Here is a 17,430-nt window from a genome sequence, read left to right on the forward strand (position 1 = left end):
GAGCCCGGTGGGGCCATGTCGGTCGGAGGGCGCCGATGCGGATATAAACGGAGGGTGCATGTCCTCGCTGTCCTCGCCGCCGCGGTGCTGTTCGGCACGACCGGGACATCGCAGGCTCTCGGCCCCGACGGCACGACCCCGCTGTCGATCGGTGTCATGCGCATGGTCATCGGCGGCGCGGGTCTGGCCCTCATCGCGTTCGCCCTCGCCGCCCGCCACGCCCGCCGGCGCCCGGACGCCGCGGCTAAGAGCCTCCGGTCGCTGAGCCCCTCGAAGGGCGGCATCCGCCCGCTCGCTCTCATGGTGCTCACCGGCGTCTGCATCTCGGTCTACCAGCCCCTCTTCTTCCTCGGCACCGGCCGCAACGGCGTGGCGGTCGGCACCGTCGTCGCGCTCGGCTCCGCCCCGATCCTCGCGGGGCTCCTGGAGTGGGCGCTCACGCGACGGATGCCGAGCTGGACGTGGATGGCGGCGACCGCCCTCGCGACGATCGGCGTCGTGCTGCTGGGCTTCGGCGGCGAAGCGGGCTCCGCGGGCGGGACCGATCCCCTCGGGATCCTCGGCTCCGTGGGCGCCGGCGCGTCGTTCGCGGTGATCGCCAACGCGCAGCGCCGACTGCTCGACGACGGCTGGGATCCGTTCACCGTCGTAGGCGCCATGGGGGCGAGCGCGGCGCTCATCTGCGCCTGCGCGCTGCCCTTCGTCGACCTGACCTGGCTGGGAACGCCGACCGGCGTCACGATGGCGCTGTGGCTGGGACTCGCGACGATCGCGATCGCCTACGTCCTGTTCACGTGGGGCTTGAGCGGGCTGACCGCCGCCACCGCGGCGACCCTCACCCTGGGCGAACCGCTGACCGCGAGCGTGCTCGGGATCGTCGTGCTGGGCGAGCGGCTCTCGGCGCTCGCGGTCATCGGCCTGGTCGTGCTCGCCGCGGGCCTGGCTCTGCTCGCCTGGGGTTCGCGGGCGCCGCGCGACCCCGCGCCGTTCGCGGTCGAGGCCTGACAGCCCCGGGCGCTTGAAACACGCCGGCAACAGCGGCGTGGCACACTGGGCGCGACATGCAGCGCACCATCGAGATCCACACCGACGACCTGAGCGGCGAGGCCACACGGCGTCTCATCGCTTTCCACCTGGCAGGTATGCATGACATCTCTCCGGCGGAGAGCGTGCATGCGCTCGACATCGACGCGCTGCGGCATCCGTCGCTCTCCGTGTGGTCGGCGTGGATAGACGGCGAGCTCGCGGGTGTCGGTGCGCTCAAGGAGATGGATGCCGACCGCGGCGAGGTCAAGTCGATGCGGGTCGACGACCGGTTCCGCGGCAGCGGCGTCGGGCGGGCGGTGCTGCGCCACATCGTCGACGAGGCACGGCGGCGAGGCATGTCGAGCCTGTGGCTCGAGACCGGCACGACCGCCGACTTCGCACCGGCGCAGCGCCTGTACGAGAGCGAGGGCTTCGTGGTGTGCGGGCCGTTCGGCGGCTACGCGCTCGATCCGTTCTCGATCTTCATGACGCGTGTTCTCAGCTCCTGATCCCGTTCACGCGGGGATCACGAGGGCGACGGCGAAGACCGACACGCCTTCGGTGCGCCCGGTGAACCCGAGTCCGTCGGTGGTCGTCGCCGAGACCGCCACCGGTGCTCCGCCGAGGGCGGCCGAGAGCACCCGTTCGGCCTCGGCACGGCGGCTGGAGAAGCGGGGGCGGTTCGCCTGCACCTGCACCGACACGTTGCCCACACCCCACCCCGCCTCGCCGAGGAGGGCGACCGCGCGGCTGAGGAAGACATCCGCGTGCGCGCCCGCGTACTCCGGATGATCGGTGCCGAAGTGCGTGCCGATGTCGCCCAGGCCGGCGGCGGAGAGCAGCGCGTCGACGATGGCATGGGCCACGGCATCCCCATCGGAGTGTCCCGACAGCGGAGTCTCGCCGGGCCATTCGAGGCCGGCGAGCCACAGCGTGCCGTCGCCGCCGAACGCGTGCACGTCCGTGCCGACGCCGACGCGAGGAATCGGATGCGGGTTCTCCAGGTGCCCGACAGCATGCGGGGCGGGCCGGGCGAGCAGATGGCGGGCACGGTCGAGGTCGGCGGCGGTCGTGATCTTGAAGGCGAGCGGATGCCCCGGCACGGCCGCAACGGCATGACCGGCCTCGGCGACCAGAGCGGCGTCGTCCGTGAAGTCGGCACGGGCCGCGGCATATGCCGCGTCGAGCACGTCACGGCGGAAGCCCTGCGGAGTCTGCGCGGCGGCGAGCTCGGACCGGTCGACGACGGCGACGATCTCGTCCGCGACGACGCGCTTGATGGTGTCGATGACCGGGAGCACCGGGATCGCGCCGGACGCCCCGGCGTCGATGGCGGCGACGACGCGTTCGAACACCTCGGGCGGGGTCAGCGCCCGCGCCGCGTCGTGCACGAGGACGATCTCGACGTCGGCCCAGAGGGCGTCGAGTCCGGCGGCCACGGAGGCCTGGCGGGTCTCGCCACCGGGGACCACGGACACGAGGTCACGACGATCCCCTGCGGTCGCGAGCGCCTCGCTCCACGCATCGCCCTCGCGCCCGTCGGGGGCCACGATCACGACCTGCGCCGCCGGGGCGGCGAACACGCCCTCGAGCGCGTGGCGCAGGATGCTGCCGCCGTCGATGCCCACGAAGGCCTTCGGCGCACCCGCTCCGAGGCGGGTGCCGGAACCTGCGGCCACGACGACGATGCCGATGCGCGGCACGGGGGTGATCCTCACCCGATCACGCTATCGCGATCGGCCTCGGGCGCCGCCGCGCGCGCTGCGCCGGGCGCCGGCGAACAGGCGGCGCACACAGCAGAACGGCGCCCCGCGGGGCGCCGTTCTGGGAGTCTCAGCTCGCGAGGACCTCGTCGAGGAGGACGCTCGCCTTCTCCTCGTCCGTCTTCTCGGCGAGGGCCAGCTCGGAGATCAGGATCTGCTTCGCCTTGGCGAGCATGCGCTTCTCTCCGGCCGACAGGCCGCGGTCCTGATCGCGGCGCCAGAGGTCGCGCACGACCTCGCTGACCTTGATGACGTCACCGGAGGCGAGCTTCTCGAGGTTGGCCTTGTATCGGCGCGACCAGTTGGTCGGCTCCTCCGTGAAGGGAGCGCGCAGCACCTCGAAGACCTTGTCGAGACCCTCCTTGCCGATGACATCTCGGACGCCGACCAGGTCGACGTTCTCTGCGGGGACTTCGATGATGAGATCACCCTGCGTGACGTTGAGCTTCAGATACTTCTTCGTCTCGCCCTTGATGATCCGGTCTTTGACCTCGATGATCGTTGCCGCCCCGTGGTGGGGGTAGACGACCGTCTCGCCAACCTCAAAAAGCATGGAGTTATGTCCTTTCGGCAACCTCCAGGATACCACAGGAGAAATACGCTAAGGTTCTCCGCCCCACCGGCCGGGGCGTGGCACATCCCCCACCGGGCATCGGCCGCGGAGGTGCTCCGCGCGCTCGGCGACGAGCCCCTAGAATGCTGGAGAACCGTCATCCGTCTAGGAGGATCCGTGATCTCGATACACCGCCGCAGCGGTTCTACGCGCGGACGATCCGCGGCGGCCCCCGGCACCCGCAATCGCCGGCTGATCGCGTCGCTGGCCGTCGGCGGCGCCCTCGTCCTCACCGCCACCGGGTGCAGCATGATCTCGCCCCAGGCGACCACGATCGCGTACTCGGCCGCCGAGGGCACGAACGTCTACGGCTCCGGCCCCCTCGAGGTGCGCAACGCCCTCATCGTGGCGAACGAGGACGGCTCCGAGGGCAACTTCGTCGCCGCGATCATCAACCGCACCGACGACTCGCACACCCTCAACGTCGAGATCGGCGAGGACGGCGTCGCCCTGACGGTGCGCGTCCCCGCCAACACGACGGTGAGCCTCGGCTCCGAAGAGGACGAGCCGCTGCTGATCGAAGAGCTCGACGCTCTGCCCGGCACGGACGTCACGGCCTTCTTCCAGTCCGGCGACGCCGAGGGCACGCTGGTCTCCGTGCCGGTTCTCGACGGCTCGCTCGACTACCTCTCCGCGCTCGCCCCCTGAGCGGACGCGTCGCACGCACCACGAAGAGGGCGCCCCGGTCGGGGCGCCCTCTTCGTTCGTCTGCCGCGCTCAGCCCTCGAAGCGGTAGCCCAGACCGCGGACGGTGACCAGCATCTCGGGGGATCCCGGGTTCCTCTCGATGCGCGAGCGGATCCGCTTGATGTGCACGTCGAGCGTCTTGGTGTCGCCGAAGTAGTCGCTCCCCCACACCCGGTCGATGAGCTGCCCACGGGTGAGCACCCGGCCGGCGTTGCGCATCAGCACCTCGAGCAGCTCGAATTCCTTGAGCGGCATGTTGATCTCGCCGCCCTCGACCGCCACGGTGTGCCGGTCGATGTCGAGCACCACACGCCCGCCCTCGAGCACGCGATCCTCGAGGTCTGTGTCGATCTGCGAGAAGCGCCGCAGCACGGCACGCATGCGCGCCAGCAGCTCACGGGCCGAGTAGGGCTTGGTGACGTAATCGTCCGCGCCGAGCTCGAGCCCCACGACGATGTCGACCTCGGAGTCCTTGGCCGTCAGCATGATGATCGGCACCGCCGAGGTGGTCCGGATCTGCCGGCACACCTCGGTCCCCGGCATCCCGGGCAGCATGAGGTCGAGCAGTACGATGTCGGCGCCGCGCTCCCGGAACGAGGCGAGGGCGGCGGGACCGTCCTCGGCGATCTCGACGTCGTACCCCTCGCGGCGCAGGAGGTAGGCGAGCGGGTCGGCGAGATCGGGCTCGTCCTCGACGATCAAGACGCGGGTCATGCGGGGTCTCCATTCCTGCCGGAGGCGAGGTTCTTGCCGGCAGCAGGGCCGACGATGGTTCGGGGGGCGGTCGCGCCGCCGGCAGCGGAGGTCGCACCGACGGCGGGGCCGGTGGCCCCGGTGGAGGTCGCGGCCGGCCGCTTCTTCTTACGCCCGCGCTTGGGTGCCGGGTCGAGGTCAGGGGCGTCGATCTGCGGCAGCCGGATGGTGAACGTCGACCCGCGGCCAGGGCGCGACCACAGCCGCACCTCGCCGCCGTGCCGCTGGACCGCATGCTTGACGATGGACAGTCCGAGGCCGCTGCCGCCGGTGCGGCGCGCTCGGGCCGGATCGGCGCGGTAGAAGCGCTCGAAGACACGGTCCTGCTCGCCCTCGGCGATGCCGATCCCGCGGTCGGTCACGGTGATCTCGACGACGCGGTCCGCGGCCTTGATGCCGACCCCCACGCTCGAGCCGCGGGGCGAGTAAGCGATGGCGTTCGCGATGAGGTTGCCGACGGCCTCGCTCAGGATCTGCGCGTCGCCGCGGACGTAAAGGCCGCGGGCGCCGCCTCGCACCACCTCGACGCCGGCCGAATCGGCCTGAATGGCGTGCGCGTCCAACGCGGAGGCGATGACCTCGTCGACCGAGACGTCCCGCTGCGGCAGCTCGTCGGATGCCTGCAGTCGCGAGAGGTTCATGATGCGCGACGTGAGCAGTGCGAGCCGGTTCGCCTCGGCCTGCAGCCGCGTCGCGAAGATCCGCACCTGCGGCGGGTCATCGGATGCCGACTCGATGGCTTCGGCGAGCAGGCTCACCGCGCCCACCGGCGTCTTGAGCTCGTGACTCGTGTTGGCGACGAAGTCGCGGCGCATCTCTTCGACGCGCTCGCGTTCGGTGATGTCGCGGAGCACGAACAGGGTCAGCCGCGGCGAGATCCGCGACGCCCGGACCACCACGAGACGAGGCTCCGCCGGCGGGGCGCCCCGGCGCATGCGCATGGTCTCGGTCGCACTGGTCTCGGTCGCGACCGCGTCGCTCGTGCGCACACGGCGCACCAGGGCGCGCAGCTCGTCGTTCGGGAGCGTGCCGCCCTCCACGAGGTCGAAGGCGGCGGCGGCCGCCGACGCCGCCAGGACCGTGAACGACGCGTCGACCACGAGCGCGGCGTCATCCATGCCGTGGAGCACGCCGCGGACGCCGTCGGGAATCTCTACAGACATCTCCGCGTGCGCACGATCGCGCGCCCGCATCGCCGCGACGACGACGGCGGAGATCGAACCGCCGATGATGATCCCCGCGAGGAGGGCGAGCAGCGCGAGCTGCGTCGTGTCCATGCGACCAGCGTAGAGCCACGCTCACGGTGGGGTTTGACGCGAACGGGAAGGACTCCGCATCGGCCGGGTACTGTTCACCGCGGAGGCACCATCCGTTAACCTTCCCTGGCGACAATCGGCGGGGCGCGGGGCCGAGCCTCATCCCCCGAAACCCATGAAAGGTGCGTCGGAATGCGCGAAGTCTTCCACCAGTCCCTCGAGGACGTGCAGGGGCGTCTCGTCGAGATCGCCGAACTCGTCACGGTCGCCATCGACAAGGCGACGCGCGCGTTCGGCACGAGCGACGTCGCCCTGGCGGAGGAGGTCATCGAGGCCGACGCGGTCATCGACGAGAAGGCCGTCGAGCTCGACGAGCTCGCGATCGAGATCCTCGCGCGTCAGCAGCCGGTGGCCCGCGACCTGCGCATCGTCGTGAGCGCGCTGCGCATGAGCGCATCGCTCGAGCGGATGGGTGACATCGCCGAGCACATCGCGCAGCTCACCCGCATGCGCTTCCCCGAGCGAGCCATCCCCAAGGGGCTGAAGTCGACCTTCCTGAAGATGGGCGAGCTCGACGTCGAGGCGGCTCGCCAGCTGACCGAGCTGCTGCGCACCCAGGACGGCGACCTCATCGACGAGATCCGCAACGCCGACGACAAGCTCGACGAGCTGCACGTGTCGGTGTTCGAGAAGGTGCTGAGCGACAGCTGGCAGGGCGACCCGTCGGCCACCGTCGACGCGACGCTCGCCAGCCGCTACCACGAGCGCTTCGGCGACCACGCCGTCTCGGTGGCGAAGAAGGTCGCCTACCTGTCGACGGGCGACTGGACGACGAGCACCGACACCATCGACGTGGTGACCCCGCAGTAGCCCAGACGCTACCGCCACGCGGAACAGCAAGCGCGGATGCCTCGGGGGGAGGCATCCGCGCTTCTCTGCGCGTCTGGGGTCAGGCCTTGCCCTGATTGGCGACCGCGGCGGCCCCGGCGGCGGCGGCCTCGGGGTCGAGGTACTCCCCCGGGCTGAGCGGCTCGAGGTTCTCGTCGAGGCGGTACACCAGCGGGATGCCGGTGGGGATGTTGAGCTCCGAGATGTCGGCGTCGCTGATGCCGTCGAGGTGCTTGACCAGCCCGCGCAGGGAGTTGCCGTGCGCCGTCACGAGGACGGTCTTGCCGGCCTTGAGGTCGGGGACGATGTCGCTGTGCCAGTACGGCAGCATGCGGTCGATCACGATCTTCAGCGACTCGGTGTCGGGCACCTCGCCGTCGATGCCCACGTAGCGCGGGTCGCCGACCTGACTGTACTGGTCGTCGGCAGCCAGCGGCGGCGGCGGCACGTCGAACGAGCGGCGCCACAGCATGAACTGCTCGTTGCCGAACTCCTCGAGGGTCTGCGCCTTGTCCTTGCCCTGCAGAGCGCCGTAGTGCCGCTCGTTCAGGCGCCACGAGCGCTTCACCGGGATCCAGAGGCGGTCAGCCGCGTCGAGGGCGATGTCGGCGGTCTGGATGGCGCGGCTCAGCACCGAGGTGTGGAGGACGTCAGGGAGGATGCCGGACTCGGCGAGCAGCTCGCCGCCGCGCGCGGCCTCGGCCTTGCCCTGGTCGGTGAGGCGGACGTCGACCCAGCCCGTGAACTGGTTGGTCTTGTTCCACTCGCTCTGGCCGTGACGGAGGAGGATCAGCGTATAGGGCGCGGTCATGCGCCCCATGATATCCGGGCGATGCCGCCCGCCCCGGCGCTGTGTCGGCGGGCGGGACCCGTCAGCTCGACCGTGGCGACGGCCTGGCATCATGGGGGGATGGCGCGGGGACCGGTCGGGCAGATCACGCGCGGCACGACCGGGACCAACCGGCTGCGGCGCGTGGATCGCTGGATCGCGCGGCAGCCCGCTCTCCGCCGGGCCGCGGATCCGCTCGTGGTCGATCTCGGCTACGGCGCGAGCGGCGTCACCGCGCTCGAGCTGCACTCCCGGCTCGCGCACGTCCGCCCGGACGTCGAGGTGCTGGGTCTCGAGATCGATCCGGCGCGTGTGACGCGCGCCCGCGCGCAGCTCGAGCAGGTGCGCAGCGGCGGCACCTCGTTCGCACGGGATGCGCGGGTCTCGTTCGCGCGCGGCGGGTTCGAGGTGCCCGTGGCCGGCGGCCGCCGGCCGGCCGTCGTGCGGGCATTCAACGTCCTGCGCCAGTACGACGAGGCCGAGGTCGCCGAGGCCTGGGGGACGATGGCCGCGCGTCTCGCCTTCGACGGGCTTCTCGTCGAAGGCACCTGCGACGAGATCGGGCGGATCGCGACCTGGGCCGCGATCGGCCCCGACGCGGCACCGCGGACCCTCACGGTGTCACTGCGGCTGGCCGGGCTGGAGCATCCGTCCGTCGCCGCGGAGCGGCTTCCGAAAGCTCTCATCCACCGGAACGTCCCCGGCGAGCGCGTGCACGCGTTCCTGGCCGCCCTCGACGCCGAGTGGGAACGCGCGGCGAGCGTCTCGCCGTTCGGGCCGGTGCATCGCTGGCGCACGTCGCTTTCCGCGCTCGTCGAGGGCGGATGGCCGGTCCTCGAACGGTCGCGGTGGCGCCTGGGCGAGGTCACCGTCCCCTGGGAGGCCGTCGCGCCGCGCTGACCCCGGATCCTCACACCCGCGGCAGCAGGGCGCGCGCCTCGGCCGACGGCATGCCGGTTGCGGTGAGAAGGTCGACCGCGAGAGGGCGCAGCGCCGTGATGAGGTACTGCTCGCCCTGCGAGCCGTCAGGCAGGATCTGTGCCGGGTCGAGACGGGTCGCCACCGCCCGCACCGCCTCCTGGGCGGCGGGCTGGAACGAGATGTCGTCGAGGCTCTCGCCGACGAGGGAGGCGCCACGCATCAGCTCGGCCAGGAGCTCCGCCGGCACCGGGCGGCGCTGGCCGTCGTCGCACAGGTACACCGCCCGGCGGGCGACCACGCGAAGATTGCGCGTGGCGAAGTCCATGGCCTGCAGCACCGTCTGATGGCGCCGCAGCTCGGCGCGCTGGGGACGCAGCCACGGCGAGAATCCGGCCACCGCGAGTCCCGACTCCAGCGACGCGCGCCATTCGTCGATCCGGGGGCCGATCGCCCGGGCCTTCTCGAGCCCTCGTGTCGCCCGCAGCGCATCGCCGCGGCGGAGCGCCTGCACGATGGTGCGCGCGGCGGCATCGGCCGCCGCGAACACGGCGTGTCCGTCTCTCGCCTCCTCGCTGCGGGGGTTGCGCGGGATGAGCGCGGTCACGACGAGGGCGGCCACACCGCCCACGATCCCGTCGATGAGCCGGGAGAAGGGCTGCGACGCCGGCAGCGACATCACGATCGACGCCTGGATCCCGGCCATGATCGCGAACGGCGGATACGGCGACAGGAACCGGGCGACGAGCAGCGTGACACCCAGCGCGAGCGCGAGCTGCCACCACCCCGGCCCGACGACCACGACGAAGCCCTCGGCGACGAGGATGCCCACCAGCATCCCGACGACGGTCTCCAGCACGCGGCGAGGACGGGCGTCGCGCACGAGGCCGAGGCTCGAGATCGTGACGGTCGCCGCGAGCAGCGGCGCCGGATGCCCCACCACGTAGTGCGCGAAGGCCCACGCTGCGGTCGCGGCCACCGTGATCTGCACGATCGCGATCGCGGATCCGCGGACGCGCGCCAGCTGCGGCCGCAGATCGAGCCGGGCGCGCCAGCCCGTGGGCACGGTCTGGGTGATCGCGGCGGTGTCGCCGTCGCCGCTCACCGCCGCCGCTCCTACTGCGCTGCCGCGCGCCGCGACAGCCGGGTGATCCGGGGGACGTTCGCCGTGGCGCCGGCGTCGGGCGGCACGACGACCTCTTGCGCCGCGGCGATGCGGCCGTCGGCGGTATCCACCGTGAGCGGCGCGTCGACCGGAGTGGTGCGGCGCACGACCGCCAGGGCGATGGGCCCCTCCTCGTAGTGAAGCGCCGCGGACGTCACGATGCCGACCGCGTCGTCGCCGACCCGCACCGCAGCACCATGCTCGGGCAGGACGCTGTCCGAGCCGTCGAGCTGCAGGGCGACGAGCCGTCGCGGCGGGTGGCCGAGATTGTGCACCTTCGCGATGGTCTCCTGGCCGCGGTAGCACCCCTTGTCGAGGTGGACGGCGGTGCGCAGCCAGTCGAGCTCGTGCGGCAGCGCGCGCTCGTCGACATCGGCCGTCCACCGCGGCCGCCATGCCGCGACGCGGAGCGCGTCGACCGCTGCGAGCCCGGCGAGCTCGAGATCACCGGCGGCCGCGGCATCCGCGATCCGCTGCTCCTCGTCACGCGTCACGATCGCCTCGGCCCAGTCGCGGTCGGCACCGGGGTGCGGGTCGACCGGGGCGTATGCGTGCCCGCCGGGCGTGACGGACGGCCACGGGTCGTGCCACACGACGGGCATGCCGGACGGCGCGGCGGGCGAGATGCGCTCGAGCGCCGCGGCGGTGCCGCCGACCACCGTGTACTCGTCGTCGGCGATGCGCGGGTCGACGCGCAGCCGGAAGCGCATCTTGCGCAGCCAGTCGAAGAGGCCGTCGACGTCCGCCCGGTCGGCGATCAGCCAGGTGGTCTCGCCGTCGTCGAGGACGGATGCCGCATGCTCGACGTGTCCTTGCGGATCGAGGATGAGAAGCTCCGTGCTCACGCCGGGCTGAAGGCGCGCCAGCGCCTGCGACGACAGCGAGTCGAGCCAGGTCAGCCGGTCCTCGCCGGGAACCGCGATGACCGCGCGGTCGCGGCGCGGCGCGATCGCGGCGCCTGCGGCGAGACGACGCTGCTCCACGAGGGGGCTGCCCACGTGCTGCAGACCGGCGTCGTCGACGACGGCGCCGGGGACGGCGGCGAACGGGTCAGTCATCGATCACTCTGCTCATTTCGGGGAGTGCTCATTCCACAGCGCTCATTCCAGCTTCGCGAGGCGGGCTGAGGCATGCGCGCCGAGTTCGAAGCCGAGTGCGGCGATGTCCCACGCCCACAGCAGGTGGCCGTCGACGAGGCCGTACATGCGGGTCGCCGCGGCGTAGGCCTTGGCGCTCGCCGGACGCACCACGGCGTCCGTGGCGATGTCGATGCGGGGGCCTTTGATCTGGCCGAGGTACAGTTCGCTCACGCCGTCGGCGTGCACGAGGGCCACCTCGAGGTCGAACCCGCCGTCGCTGTTGCGCAGCCCCTCGATGTCGTCGGCGGTGCGGGTGACCGGAGCCGAGACGGCGGGGAGCAGGCCAGGTCCGGCGTCCGCGTCGGTCGCAGAGAGGGTGAGACGCCAGTAGCCGAGCTCGGCCACCAGTCGCGTGCGCGCCTCGGGATCGTCGGCGTCGTGCAGCCATGCCTCGGCGGAGTAGTTCAGGTAGTCGCCGCCATCGTGGCTGAAGCTCACGCGGTGCGTGAACTCGCCCGTGTAGGCGTGGTCACCGTAGTCGATGACGCCGGTTCCCTCCCACACGCCGATGAGCCACGACAGCGGCACGAGCTCTGCGGGAAGGTCGGTCGGAATCTCGAGCACGACGCGACCCGTCAGCGCTGGCCGCGGTACAGGTTCTTGACGACGACCGCGGAGACGAAGGCGATCGCGAGCGACGCCAGACCGAGCAGGCCCACGAAGAACAGTTCGAGCGCGACGAGATCCATGAGACCGAGTCTAGCCGGGAACGAGGGCGGCCAGACCGAAGCCGAGACTGATGACCCCCATCACCAGGGCCGCACCGAGGACGCTCGCCGCCACCCGCTCGGTGAACCCCTGGGAGCGGCCCGACCAGAGCTGGGTGGCGAACGCGACGATGAGGCATCCGCCCAAGCCGACGCCCAGCCAGGCCGCGCGCCAGTCCGGCGTCGCGAAGACGCCGACGACGATCGCGATCAGCGCCGCCAGCACCCACACGGCGACGATGCCACCGAAGGTGCGACGAGGGGCGAGTTCAGGGACGGCCACGCCTCCATCATCGCCCATCGGGTCGCTCGGCGCACGCGTCCAGACAGCGTCCACGAAGTCATGAGAGCGAACCGCAACCCGGCCACGCCCTACACTGGGGTTCGCGGCGCGCCCCCACGCGCCGGGAAGGCGATCCATTGGCACAGCTCCTGGTTCTCAGTTCCACTCACGGAGGCGGCCCCGTGCTGCCCTCGCTCGAGTTGCTGAGCCACCGCGTGCGCCTGATCCCCGCCGAGCCCGCCCAGCTGGTCAACGCCCCCAGCGCCGACATCATCTTCGTCGACGCCCGTGTGGACCTCGTCGGAGCGAAGTCGCTGTGCAAGATCCTCAACACGACGGGTCTGGACGCGCCGCTCCTGCTGATCGTCACGGAGGGCGGTCTCACCGCCGTCTCGCCGGACTGGGGCGTCGACGACGTGATCCTCTTCACCGCGGGCCCGGCCGAGGTGGACGCGCGCATCCGGCTGGCGGTCGGACGCCAGTCGGCCGAGCAGGTGTCGACCCGCATCCAGACGTCGGGCATCACGATCGACGAGTCGTCGTACTCCGCGAAGGTGCACGGCCGGCCGCTCGACCTCACCTACAAGGAGTTCCAGCTCCTGCACTTCTTCGCCACGCACCCGTCGCGGGTGTTCACGCGCGAGCAGCTGCTGAGCGAGGTCTGGGGCTACGACTACTTCGGCGGCACCCGCACGGTGGACGTGCATGTCCGGCGACTGCGGGCCAAGCTCGGCGACATGGAGCAGCTCATCGGCACCGTCCGCAACGTGGGCTACCGCTTCAACGTGTACGAGGACGAGCCCGAGCCCGCTCCTCGCGAGCGCACCGAGGCGTAGGCGACCGGGCTCGACCCGCGGCATCCGTCACCCCGTTCACACTCTCGTCACGTGACCCTGCAATGATGAGGGGATGATCGAACCCGAGGTGCTCGACGCCGGCCTGGGCGATGCGGACGACGACGACTTCGACCTCTCGGAGGTCTTCGACTCGCAGCTTCCCGACCATCGCTACCTGGACCGCGAGCTCAGCTGGCTCGCCTTCAACCAGCGCGTGCTCGAACTCGCCGAGGATCCGAACCTGCCCACGCTGGAGCGGGCGAACTTCCTGGCGATCTTCGCGAACAACCTCGACGAGTTCTTCATGGTGCGCGTCGCGGGCCTCAAGCGCCGCATCGTCACCGGTCTGGCGCTCCCGACGAACATCGGCCGCTCCCCCGCGGACGTCCTCGCCGACATCTCGGCGGAGGTGCGCCGCCTGCAGCTGCGTCACGCCGAGGCGTGGACGTCGCTCGTCAAACCGGCGCTCGCCGACGCCGGCATCCAGATCGTCTCGTACGACACCCTCGACGAGGACGAACGCGCACGGCTCTACGACTACTTCCAGGCGCAGGTCTTCCCCGTCCTGATGCCACTCGCGGTCGACCCCGCACACCCGTTCCCCTACATCTCCGGGCTGTCGCTGAACCTCGCGATCCGCATCCGCAGCGCCCGCACCGGTCGTCAGGAGTTCGCGCGTCTGAAGGTGCCGCCGATGCTCCCCCGGTTCGTCGAGCTGCCCGCCGCCGCGGGCACGGTGCGCTACCTGCCGCTCGAAGACCTCATCTCCAACCACCTCGACGATCTGTTCCCGGGCATGGAGGTGCTGGACCACCACGCGTTCCGCCTCACACGCAACGAGGACGTCGCGATCGAGGAGGACGAGACCGAGAACCTCATCCAGGCGCTCGAGGCGGAGCTGCTGCGGCGCCGCTTCGGCCCGCCGATCCGGCTCGAGATCACGGACGACATGGACGACGTGACGCTCGACCTCCTCGTCAAGGAGCTCGACGTCACCGAGCAGGAGGTCTACCGCCTCCCCGGTCCACTCGACCTGCGCGGCCTGTTCGATCTGCGCATCGATCGCCCGGACCTGCGCTTCACGCCGCATCTGCCGACGACCGCGGTCGCCTTCCAGCCCGGCGACAACAACGAGCGGCCCGACATCTTCGCATCGATCCGCAAGGGCGACGTGCTCGTGCACCACCCCTACGAGTCCTTCGCGACCAGCGTGCAGGCCTTCCTCGAGCAGGCGGCGAAGGACCCCCACGTCCTCGCCATCAAGCAGACCCTCTACCGCACGTCGGGTGACAGCCCCATCGTTGAGGCGCTCATCGACGCCGCCGAGGCCGGCAAGCAGGTCCTGGCGCTCGTGGAGATCAAGGCACGCTTCGACGAGGCGAACAACATCGTCTGGGCGCGCAAGCTCGAGAAGGCGGGCGTCCACGTCGTATACGGCCTGGTGGGCCTGAAGACCCACTGCAAGCTGGCGCTCGTGATCCGCGAGGAGAACGGCGTGCTGCGCAGCTACAGCCATGTCGGCACCGGCAACTACAACCCGAAGACCAGCCGCGTCTATGAGGACTTCGGCCTGTTCACGGCTGACGACGTCGTGGGCCGCGACCTCACCCGCCTGTTCAACGAGCTGAGCGGCTACGCGATCGAGAAGAAGTTCAAGCGCCTCCTGGTCGCGCCTCTCCACCTGCGCAAGGGCCTGCTGCGCCTCATCGACAAGGAGCGCCGCAATGCCCTCGCCGGCAAGCCCGCGAGTGTGCGCATCAAGGTCAACTCCATGGTCGACGAGCAGATCATCGACGCGCTCTACCGGGCCAGCCAGGCCGGCGTGAAGGTCGAGGTGTGGGTGCGGGGCATCTGCTCGCTGAAACCGGGCGTGGTGGGCATGAGCGAGAACATCACGGTCCGCTCCATTCTCGGTCGCTACCTGGAGCACTCGCGCATCTTCGCGTTCCACAACGACGGCGACCCGGTGGTGTACATCGGCAGCGCCGACATGATGCACCGCAACCTCGACCGCCGGGTCGAGGCGCTCGTGCGCGTGTCGATGCCCGCCCACGTCAAGGAGCTCAACGACCTCTTCACGCTGTCCATGAGCGACACCACCAGCTCGTGGCATCTGGGACCCGACGGCGAATGGGTGCGCCACAACGTCGGCGAGGACGGCAAGCTGCTCCTGGACCTCCAGGACCGGACCATGATCAACGTGCAGCGCCGCCGGCGGGCACGGGCGGTGCGATGACCGAGACGGCCGTCTACGCGGCCGGGGGCGTCGTCTGGCGTGTCGTCGACGGCAAGCTGCGCGTGCTCCTGATCCACCGCACGAAGTATCGCGATGTGACGCTGCCCAAGGGCAAGGTCGACCCCGGCGAGATGCTCGCCGAGACCGCGGTCCGCGAGATCCACGAAGAGACGGGCATCCGTGTCGCTCTCGGCGTGCCCGTCGGCGTGTCTCGCTACCGACTGCCCAGCAAGCGCACCAAGATCGTGCACTACTGGGCGGCGGAGGCGACGGAGACGGCGATCCGCACCTCCGCGTTCGTCCCGAACAAGGAGATCGCCGCGATCGAGTGGGTCTCGCCGAAGAAGGCCCTCCGCCGGCTCAGTTATCCCGTCGACGCCGAGATCCTGGAGTACTTCGTCCGGCTGATCGACGAGGGCGTGCTGCGCACCTTCCCCATCGTCGCGCTGCGGCACGCCAAGGCGGTCGCCCGCGAGGAGTGGGACGGCAGCGATGCCGCGCGTCCGCTCGCGGCGCGCGGCCGCAAGCAGGCGAACTCGATCGTCGGCCCGCTGGTCGCGTTCGGCGTCCGCAAGATCGTGTCGAGCCCGGCGGTGCGCTGCGTCAAGACGGTTGCGCCGCTGTCGGCCGCTCTCGGTCGCAAGATCGACACCACCAGGATGATCGGCCAGGACGCGTGGGAGGAAGGCACCTCCGACGCGCGCACCGTCGTCGGCGAACGCGTCCGCGCCCGCAAGCCCTCCGTGCTGTGCAGCCATGGGCCGGTGCTGCCCGACATCCTCAGTGAGCTCGCACTCGCGACGGGCACACTGCGCGGGTCGTACCTCGGCAGCGCGTCGGCGCTCGAGCCGGCAGCGTTCTCGGTCGTGCACATGTCGGTGGACAATCCCGGCTCGGGCATCGTCGCCATCGAGACCCACATCCCGAAGGTCTGATCCGCGCGCCTCAGCCGGGTGAGTGAACAGCAGCCACCGGATGCCGCGGAATCCCGCGGCGGGACGCCGTGCGACCTCGATGCCGGCGCATGGATGTCGGCATCCCGTTCACCTTCCGTTCACCCGCGCAGCGCACTCTCTTAAGAGTCCGAGCCTACGTTTCAGAACGAACCCCGCACCGGGTTCGAACCCGAAGGCCTTCCCGGGCCTCTTTCCCTGACACGTGAAGGATTCACACAGTGAAGATCTCTCGCATCGCCCAGGTGGGCGCTGTCGCCGCAATCGCGGCCCTCGCCCTCGCAGGCTGCGCCTCCAACGAGACCCCCTCGGGCGAGACCACCGACGCACCCGAGTCGAACCTCTCCGGCGAGATCGCCGGCGGCGGCTCCTCGGCTCAGGAGGTCGCCGTCCAGGCGTGGACCGCCGGCTTCCAGACCGCCAACCCCGACGTGACGATCACGTACGACCCGTCGGGTTCCGGCGCCGGCCGCGAGTCGTTCCAGGCGGGAGCCTTCCCGTTCGCGGGCTCCGACCGCGCGTTCACGATCGAAGAGGTCGAGGCCGGTCCGTTCGACGGCTGCGTCGAGGAGTCGGGCATCATCGAGCTGCCGACGTACATCTCGCCGATCGCCGTCATCTTCAACGTCGAGGGCGTCGACTCGCTCAACCTCGACGCGGCGACGATGGCCGGCCTGTTCGCCGGCACGATCACGAACTGGAACGACCCGGCGATCGCCGCTCTCAACCCCGACGTGACCTTCCCCGACCTGGCCGTGACGCCGGTGCACCGCGCCGACGACTCGGGCACCACCGAGAACTTCACCGACTACCTCTACCAGGCGGCCGGCGACGTGTGGACGAACGAGGCCGACGGCGTGTGGCCGCTGTCCAGCGGTGAGGCCGCCCAGGGCACCTCGGGTGTCGTCTCCGCCGTCGCGGGCGGCAACGGCACCATCGGCTACGCCGACGCGTCGCGTGCCGCTGAGGAGGGCCTCTCGACCGCTGCGGTGAAGGTCGGCGACGAGTTCGTCGAGTACTCGCCGGAGGCGGCTGCCGCCATCGTCGACGAGTCGCCGTTCGAGGAGGGCCGCGGCGAGGGCGATCTCGCCATCGAGCTGAACCGCACCTCCGACGTCGCGGGCGTCTACCCGATCGTGCTCGTGAGCTACATGATCGCGTGCCAGGAGTACGCCGACGCGGCCGCGGCGCCGATCGTCAAGGGCTACCTGCAGTACGTGGCCAGCGCTGAGGGCCAGGATGCCGCTGCTGCCGCCGCCGGCAGCGCGCCGATCTCGGACTCCCTGCGTGAGCAGGTCAACGCCGCGATCGACCTGATCGTCACCCCGTAAGACCCCGATACCCGGCCCGGTCCTCGCGATCGGGCCGGGTATCACCC

General features: G+C 70.8%; 18 protein-coding genes. 9 read left to right on the forward strand and 9 right to left on the reverse strand.

Features of this window, described 5'->3' with window-relative positions; all coding sequences use genetic code 11:
- Positions 1 to 54: 54 nt before the first annotated feature.
- Together MRBLWS13_RS06370 and MRBLWS13_RS06375 are read left to right on the forward strand one after the other, a co-directional pair.
- Positions 55 to 1,005, forward strand: a complete 951-nt coding sequence (locus MRBLWS13_RS06370; RefSeq protein ID WP_349428176.1) for an EamA family transporter — start codon at positions 55 to 57, stop codon at positions 1,003 to 1,005.
- A 56-nt stretch (positions 1,006 to 1,061) separates the two neighbouring features.
- Entirely contained in the window at positions 1,062 to 1,535 is a 474-nt protein-coding gene (locus MRBLWS13_RS06375) for a GNAT family N-acetyltransferase (protein WP_349428177.1), read from the forward strand.
- 6 nt (positions 1,536 to 1,541) lie between these two features.
- On the opposite strand, the gene ispD is transcribed toward MRBLWS13_RS06375, so the two are convergent.
- Both ispD and MRBLWS13_RS06385 read right to left on the reverse strand, forming a co-directional pair.
- On the reverse strand, positions 1,542 to 2,744 hold the full coding sequence (gene ispD / locus MRBLWS13_RS06380) for a 2-C-methyl-D-erythritol 4-phosphate cytidylyltransferase (RefSeq protein ID WP_349428179.1): 1,203 nt from the start codon (positions 2,742 to 2,744) through the stop codon (positions 1,542 to 1,544).
- Positions 2,745 to 2,859: 115 nt separating this feature from the next.
- Entirely contained in the window at positions 2,860 to 3,342 is a 483-nt protein-coding gene (locus MRBLWS13_RS06385; protein WP_045298114.1) for a CarD family transcriptional regulator, read from the reverse strand.
- A gap of 177 nt (positions 3,343 to 3,519) precedes the next feature.
- Between MRBLWS13_RS06385 and MRBLWS13_RS06390 the strand changes: the two genes are divergently transcribed.
- On the forward strand, positions 3,520 to 4,050 hold the full coding sequence (locus tag MRBLWS13_RS06390; protein ID WP_349428180.1) for a DNA modification methylase: 531 nt from the start codon (positions 3,520 to 3,522) through the stop codon (positions 4,048 to 4,050).
- Positions 4,051 to 4,119: 69 nt separating this feature from the next.
- On the opposite strand, the gene MRBLWS13_RS06395 is transcribed toward MRBLWS13_RS06390, so the two are convergent.
- A complete protein-coding gene (locus MRBLWS13_RS06395; protein WP_349428181.1) occupies positions 4,120 to 4,803 on the reverse strand; it encodes a response regulator transcription factor in 684 nt (227 codons plus the stop codon).
- On the reverse strand, positions 4,800 to 6,119 hold the full coding sequence (locus MRBLWS13_RS06400) for an ATP-binding protein (protein WP_349428182.1): 1,320 nt from the start codon (positions 6,117 to 6,119) through the stop codon (positions 4,800 to 4,802). Before MRBLWS13_RS06400 ends, MRBLWS13_RS06395 begins: the two co-directional genes overlap by 4 nt.
- Positions 6,120 to 6,290: 171 nt before the next feature.
- Here MRBLWS13_RS06400 and phoU point away from each other — a divergent pair, with 171 nt between their 5' ends.
- Positions 6,291 to 6,968: a phosphate signaling complex protein PhoU gene (phoU, locus tag MRBLWS13_RS06405; protein WP_308869915.1), complete on the forward strand. Its 678-nt coding sequence runs from the start codon at positions 6,291 to 6,293 to the stop codon at positions 6,966 to 6,968.
- 79 nt (positions 6,969 to 7,047) lie between these two features.
- On the opposite strand, the gene MRBLWS13_RS06410 is transcribed toward phoU, so the two are convergent.
- Positions 7,048 to 7,797, reverse strand: coding sequence for a phosphoglyceromutase (locus MRBLWS13_RS06410; protein WP_349428183.1), 750 nt, complete (start codon positions 7,795 to 7,797; stop codon positions 7,048 to 7,050).
- A 99-nt stretch (positions 7,798 to 7,896) separates the two neighbouring features.
- Here MRBLWS13_RS06410 and MRBLWS13_RS06415 point away from each other — a divergent pair, with 99 nt between their 5' ends.
- Positions 7,897 to 8,715: a class I SAM-dependent methyltransferase gene (locus tag MRBLWS13_RS06415; RefSeq protein ID WP_349428184.1), complete on the forward strand. Its 819-nt coding sequence runs from the start codon at positions 7,897 to 7,899 to the stop codon at positions 8,713 to 8,715.
- 10 nt (positions 8,716 to 8,725) lie between these two features.
- On the opposite strand, the gene MRBLWS13_RS06420 is transcribed toward MRBLWS13_RS06415, so the two are convergent.
- The 4 genes from MRBLWS13_RS06420 to MRBLWS13_RS06435 all read right to left on the reverse strand — a co-directional run bounded on the left by MRBLWS13_RS06420 (position 8,726) and on the right by MRBLWS13_RS06435 (position 12,027).
- Positions 8,726 to 9,838, reverse strand: a complete 1,113-nt coding sequence (locus MRBLWS13_RS06420; RefSeq protein ID WP_349428185.1) for an FUSC family protein — start codon at positions 9,836 to 9,838, stop codon at positions 8,726 to 8,728.
- A gap of 11 nt (positions 9,839 to 9,849) precedes the next feature.
- Positions 9,850 to 10,956, reverse strand: a complete 1,107-nt coding sequence (locus MRBLWS13_RS06425; protein WP_349428186.1) for a glycine cleavage T C-terminal barrel domain-containing protein — start codon at positions 10,954 to 10,956, stop codon at positions 9,850 to 9,852.
- 42 nt (positions 10,957 to 10,998) lie between these two features.
- Positions 10,999 to 11,601 (reverse strand): FABP family protein, encoded by a 603-nt coding sequence (locus MRBLWS13_RS06430; RefSeq protein ID WP_349428187.1) that lies wholly within the window; start codon positions 11,599 to 11,601, stop codon positions 10,999 to 11,001.
- A gap of 135 nt (positions 11,602 to 11,736) precedes the next feature.
- The gene (locus MRBLWS13_RS06435; protein ID WP_349428188.1) at positions 11,737 to 12,027 is read right to left on the reverse strand and encodes a hypothetical protein; all 291 of its coding nucleotides are present in this window, start codon (positions 12,025 to 12,027) and stop codon (positions 11,737 to 11,739) included.
- A gap of 137 nt (positions 12,028 to 12,164) precedes the next feature.
- Between MRBLWS13_RS06435 and MRBLWS13_RS06440 the strand changes: the two genes are divergently transcribed.
- The 4 genes from MRBLWS13_RS06440 (at position 12,165) to pstS (ending at position 17,383) form a co-directional block, all read left to right on the forward strand.
- On the forward strand, positions 12,165 to 12,863 hold the full coding sequence (locus MRBLWS13_RS06440; RefSeq protein ID WP_159842741.1) for a response regulator transcription factor: 699 nt from the start codon (positions 12,165 to 12,167) through the stop codon (positions 12,861 to 12,863).
- A 73-nt stretch (positions 12,864 to 12,936) separates the two neighbouring features.
- The gene (locus MRBLWS13_RS06445; protein WP_349428189.1) at positions 12,937 to 15,099 is read left to right on the forward strand and encodes an RNA degradosome polyphosphate kinase; all 2,163 of its coding nucleotides are present in this window, start codon (positions 12,937 to 12,939) and stop codon (positions 15,097 to 15,099) included.
- Complete coding sequence (locus MRBLWS13_RS06450; RefSeq protein WP_349428190.1) at positions 15,096 to 16,034, forward strand: NUDIX domain-containing protein; 939 nt, start codon at positions 15,096 to 15,098, stop codon at positions 16,032 to 16,034. Before MRBLWS13_RS06445 ends, MRBLWS13_RS06450 begins: the two co-directional genes overlap by 4 nt.
- A 239-nt stretch (positions 16,035 to 16,273) precedes the next feature.
- Complete coding sequence (gene pstS, locus MRBLWS13_RS06455) at positions 16,274 to 17,383, forward strand: phosphate ABC transporter substrate-binding protein PstS (RefSeq protein WP_349428191.1); 1,110 nt, start codon at positions 16,274 to 16,276, stop codon at positions 17,381 to 17,383.
- Positions 17,384 to 17,430 lie beyond the last annotated feature (47 nt).

It is taken from the genome of Microbacterium sp. LWS13-1.2 (assembly GCF_040144835.1).
GTDB lineage: Bacteria > Actinomycetota > Actinomycetes > Actinomycetales > Microbacteriaceae > Microbacterium.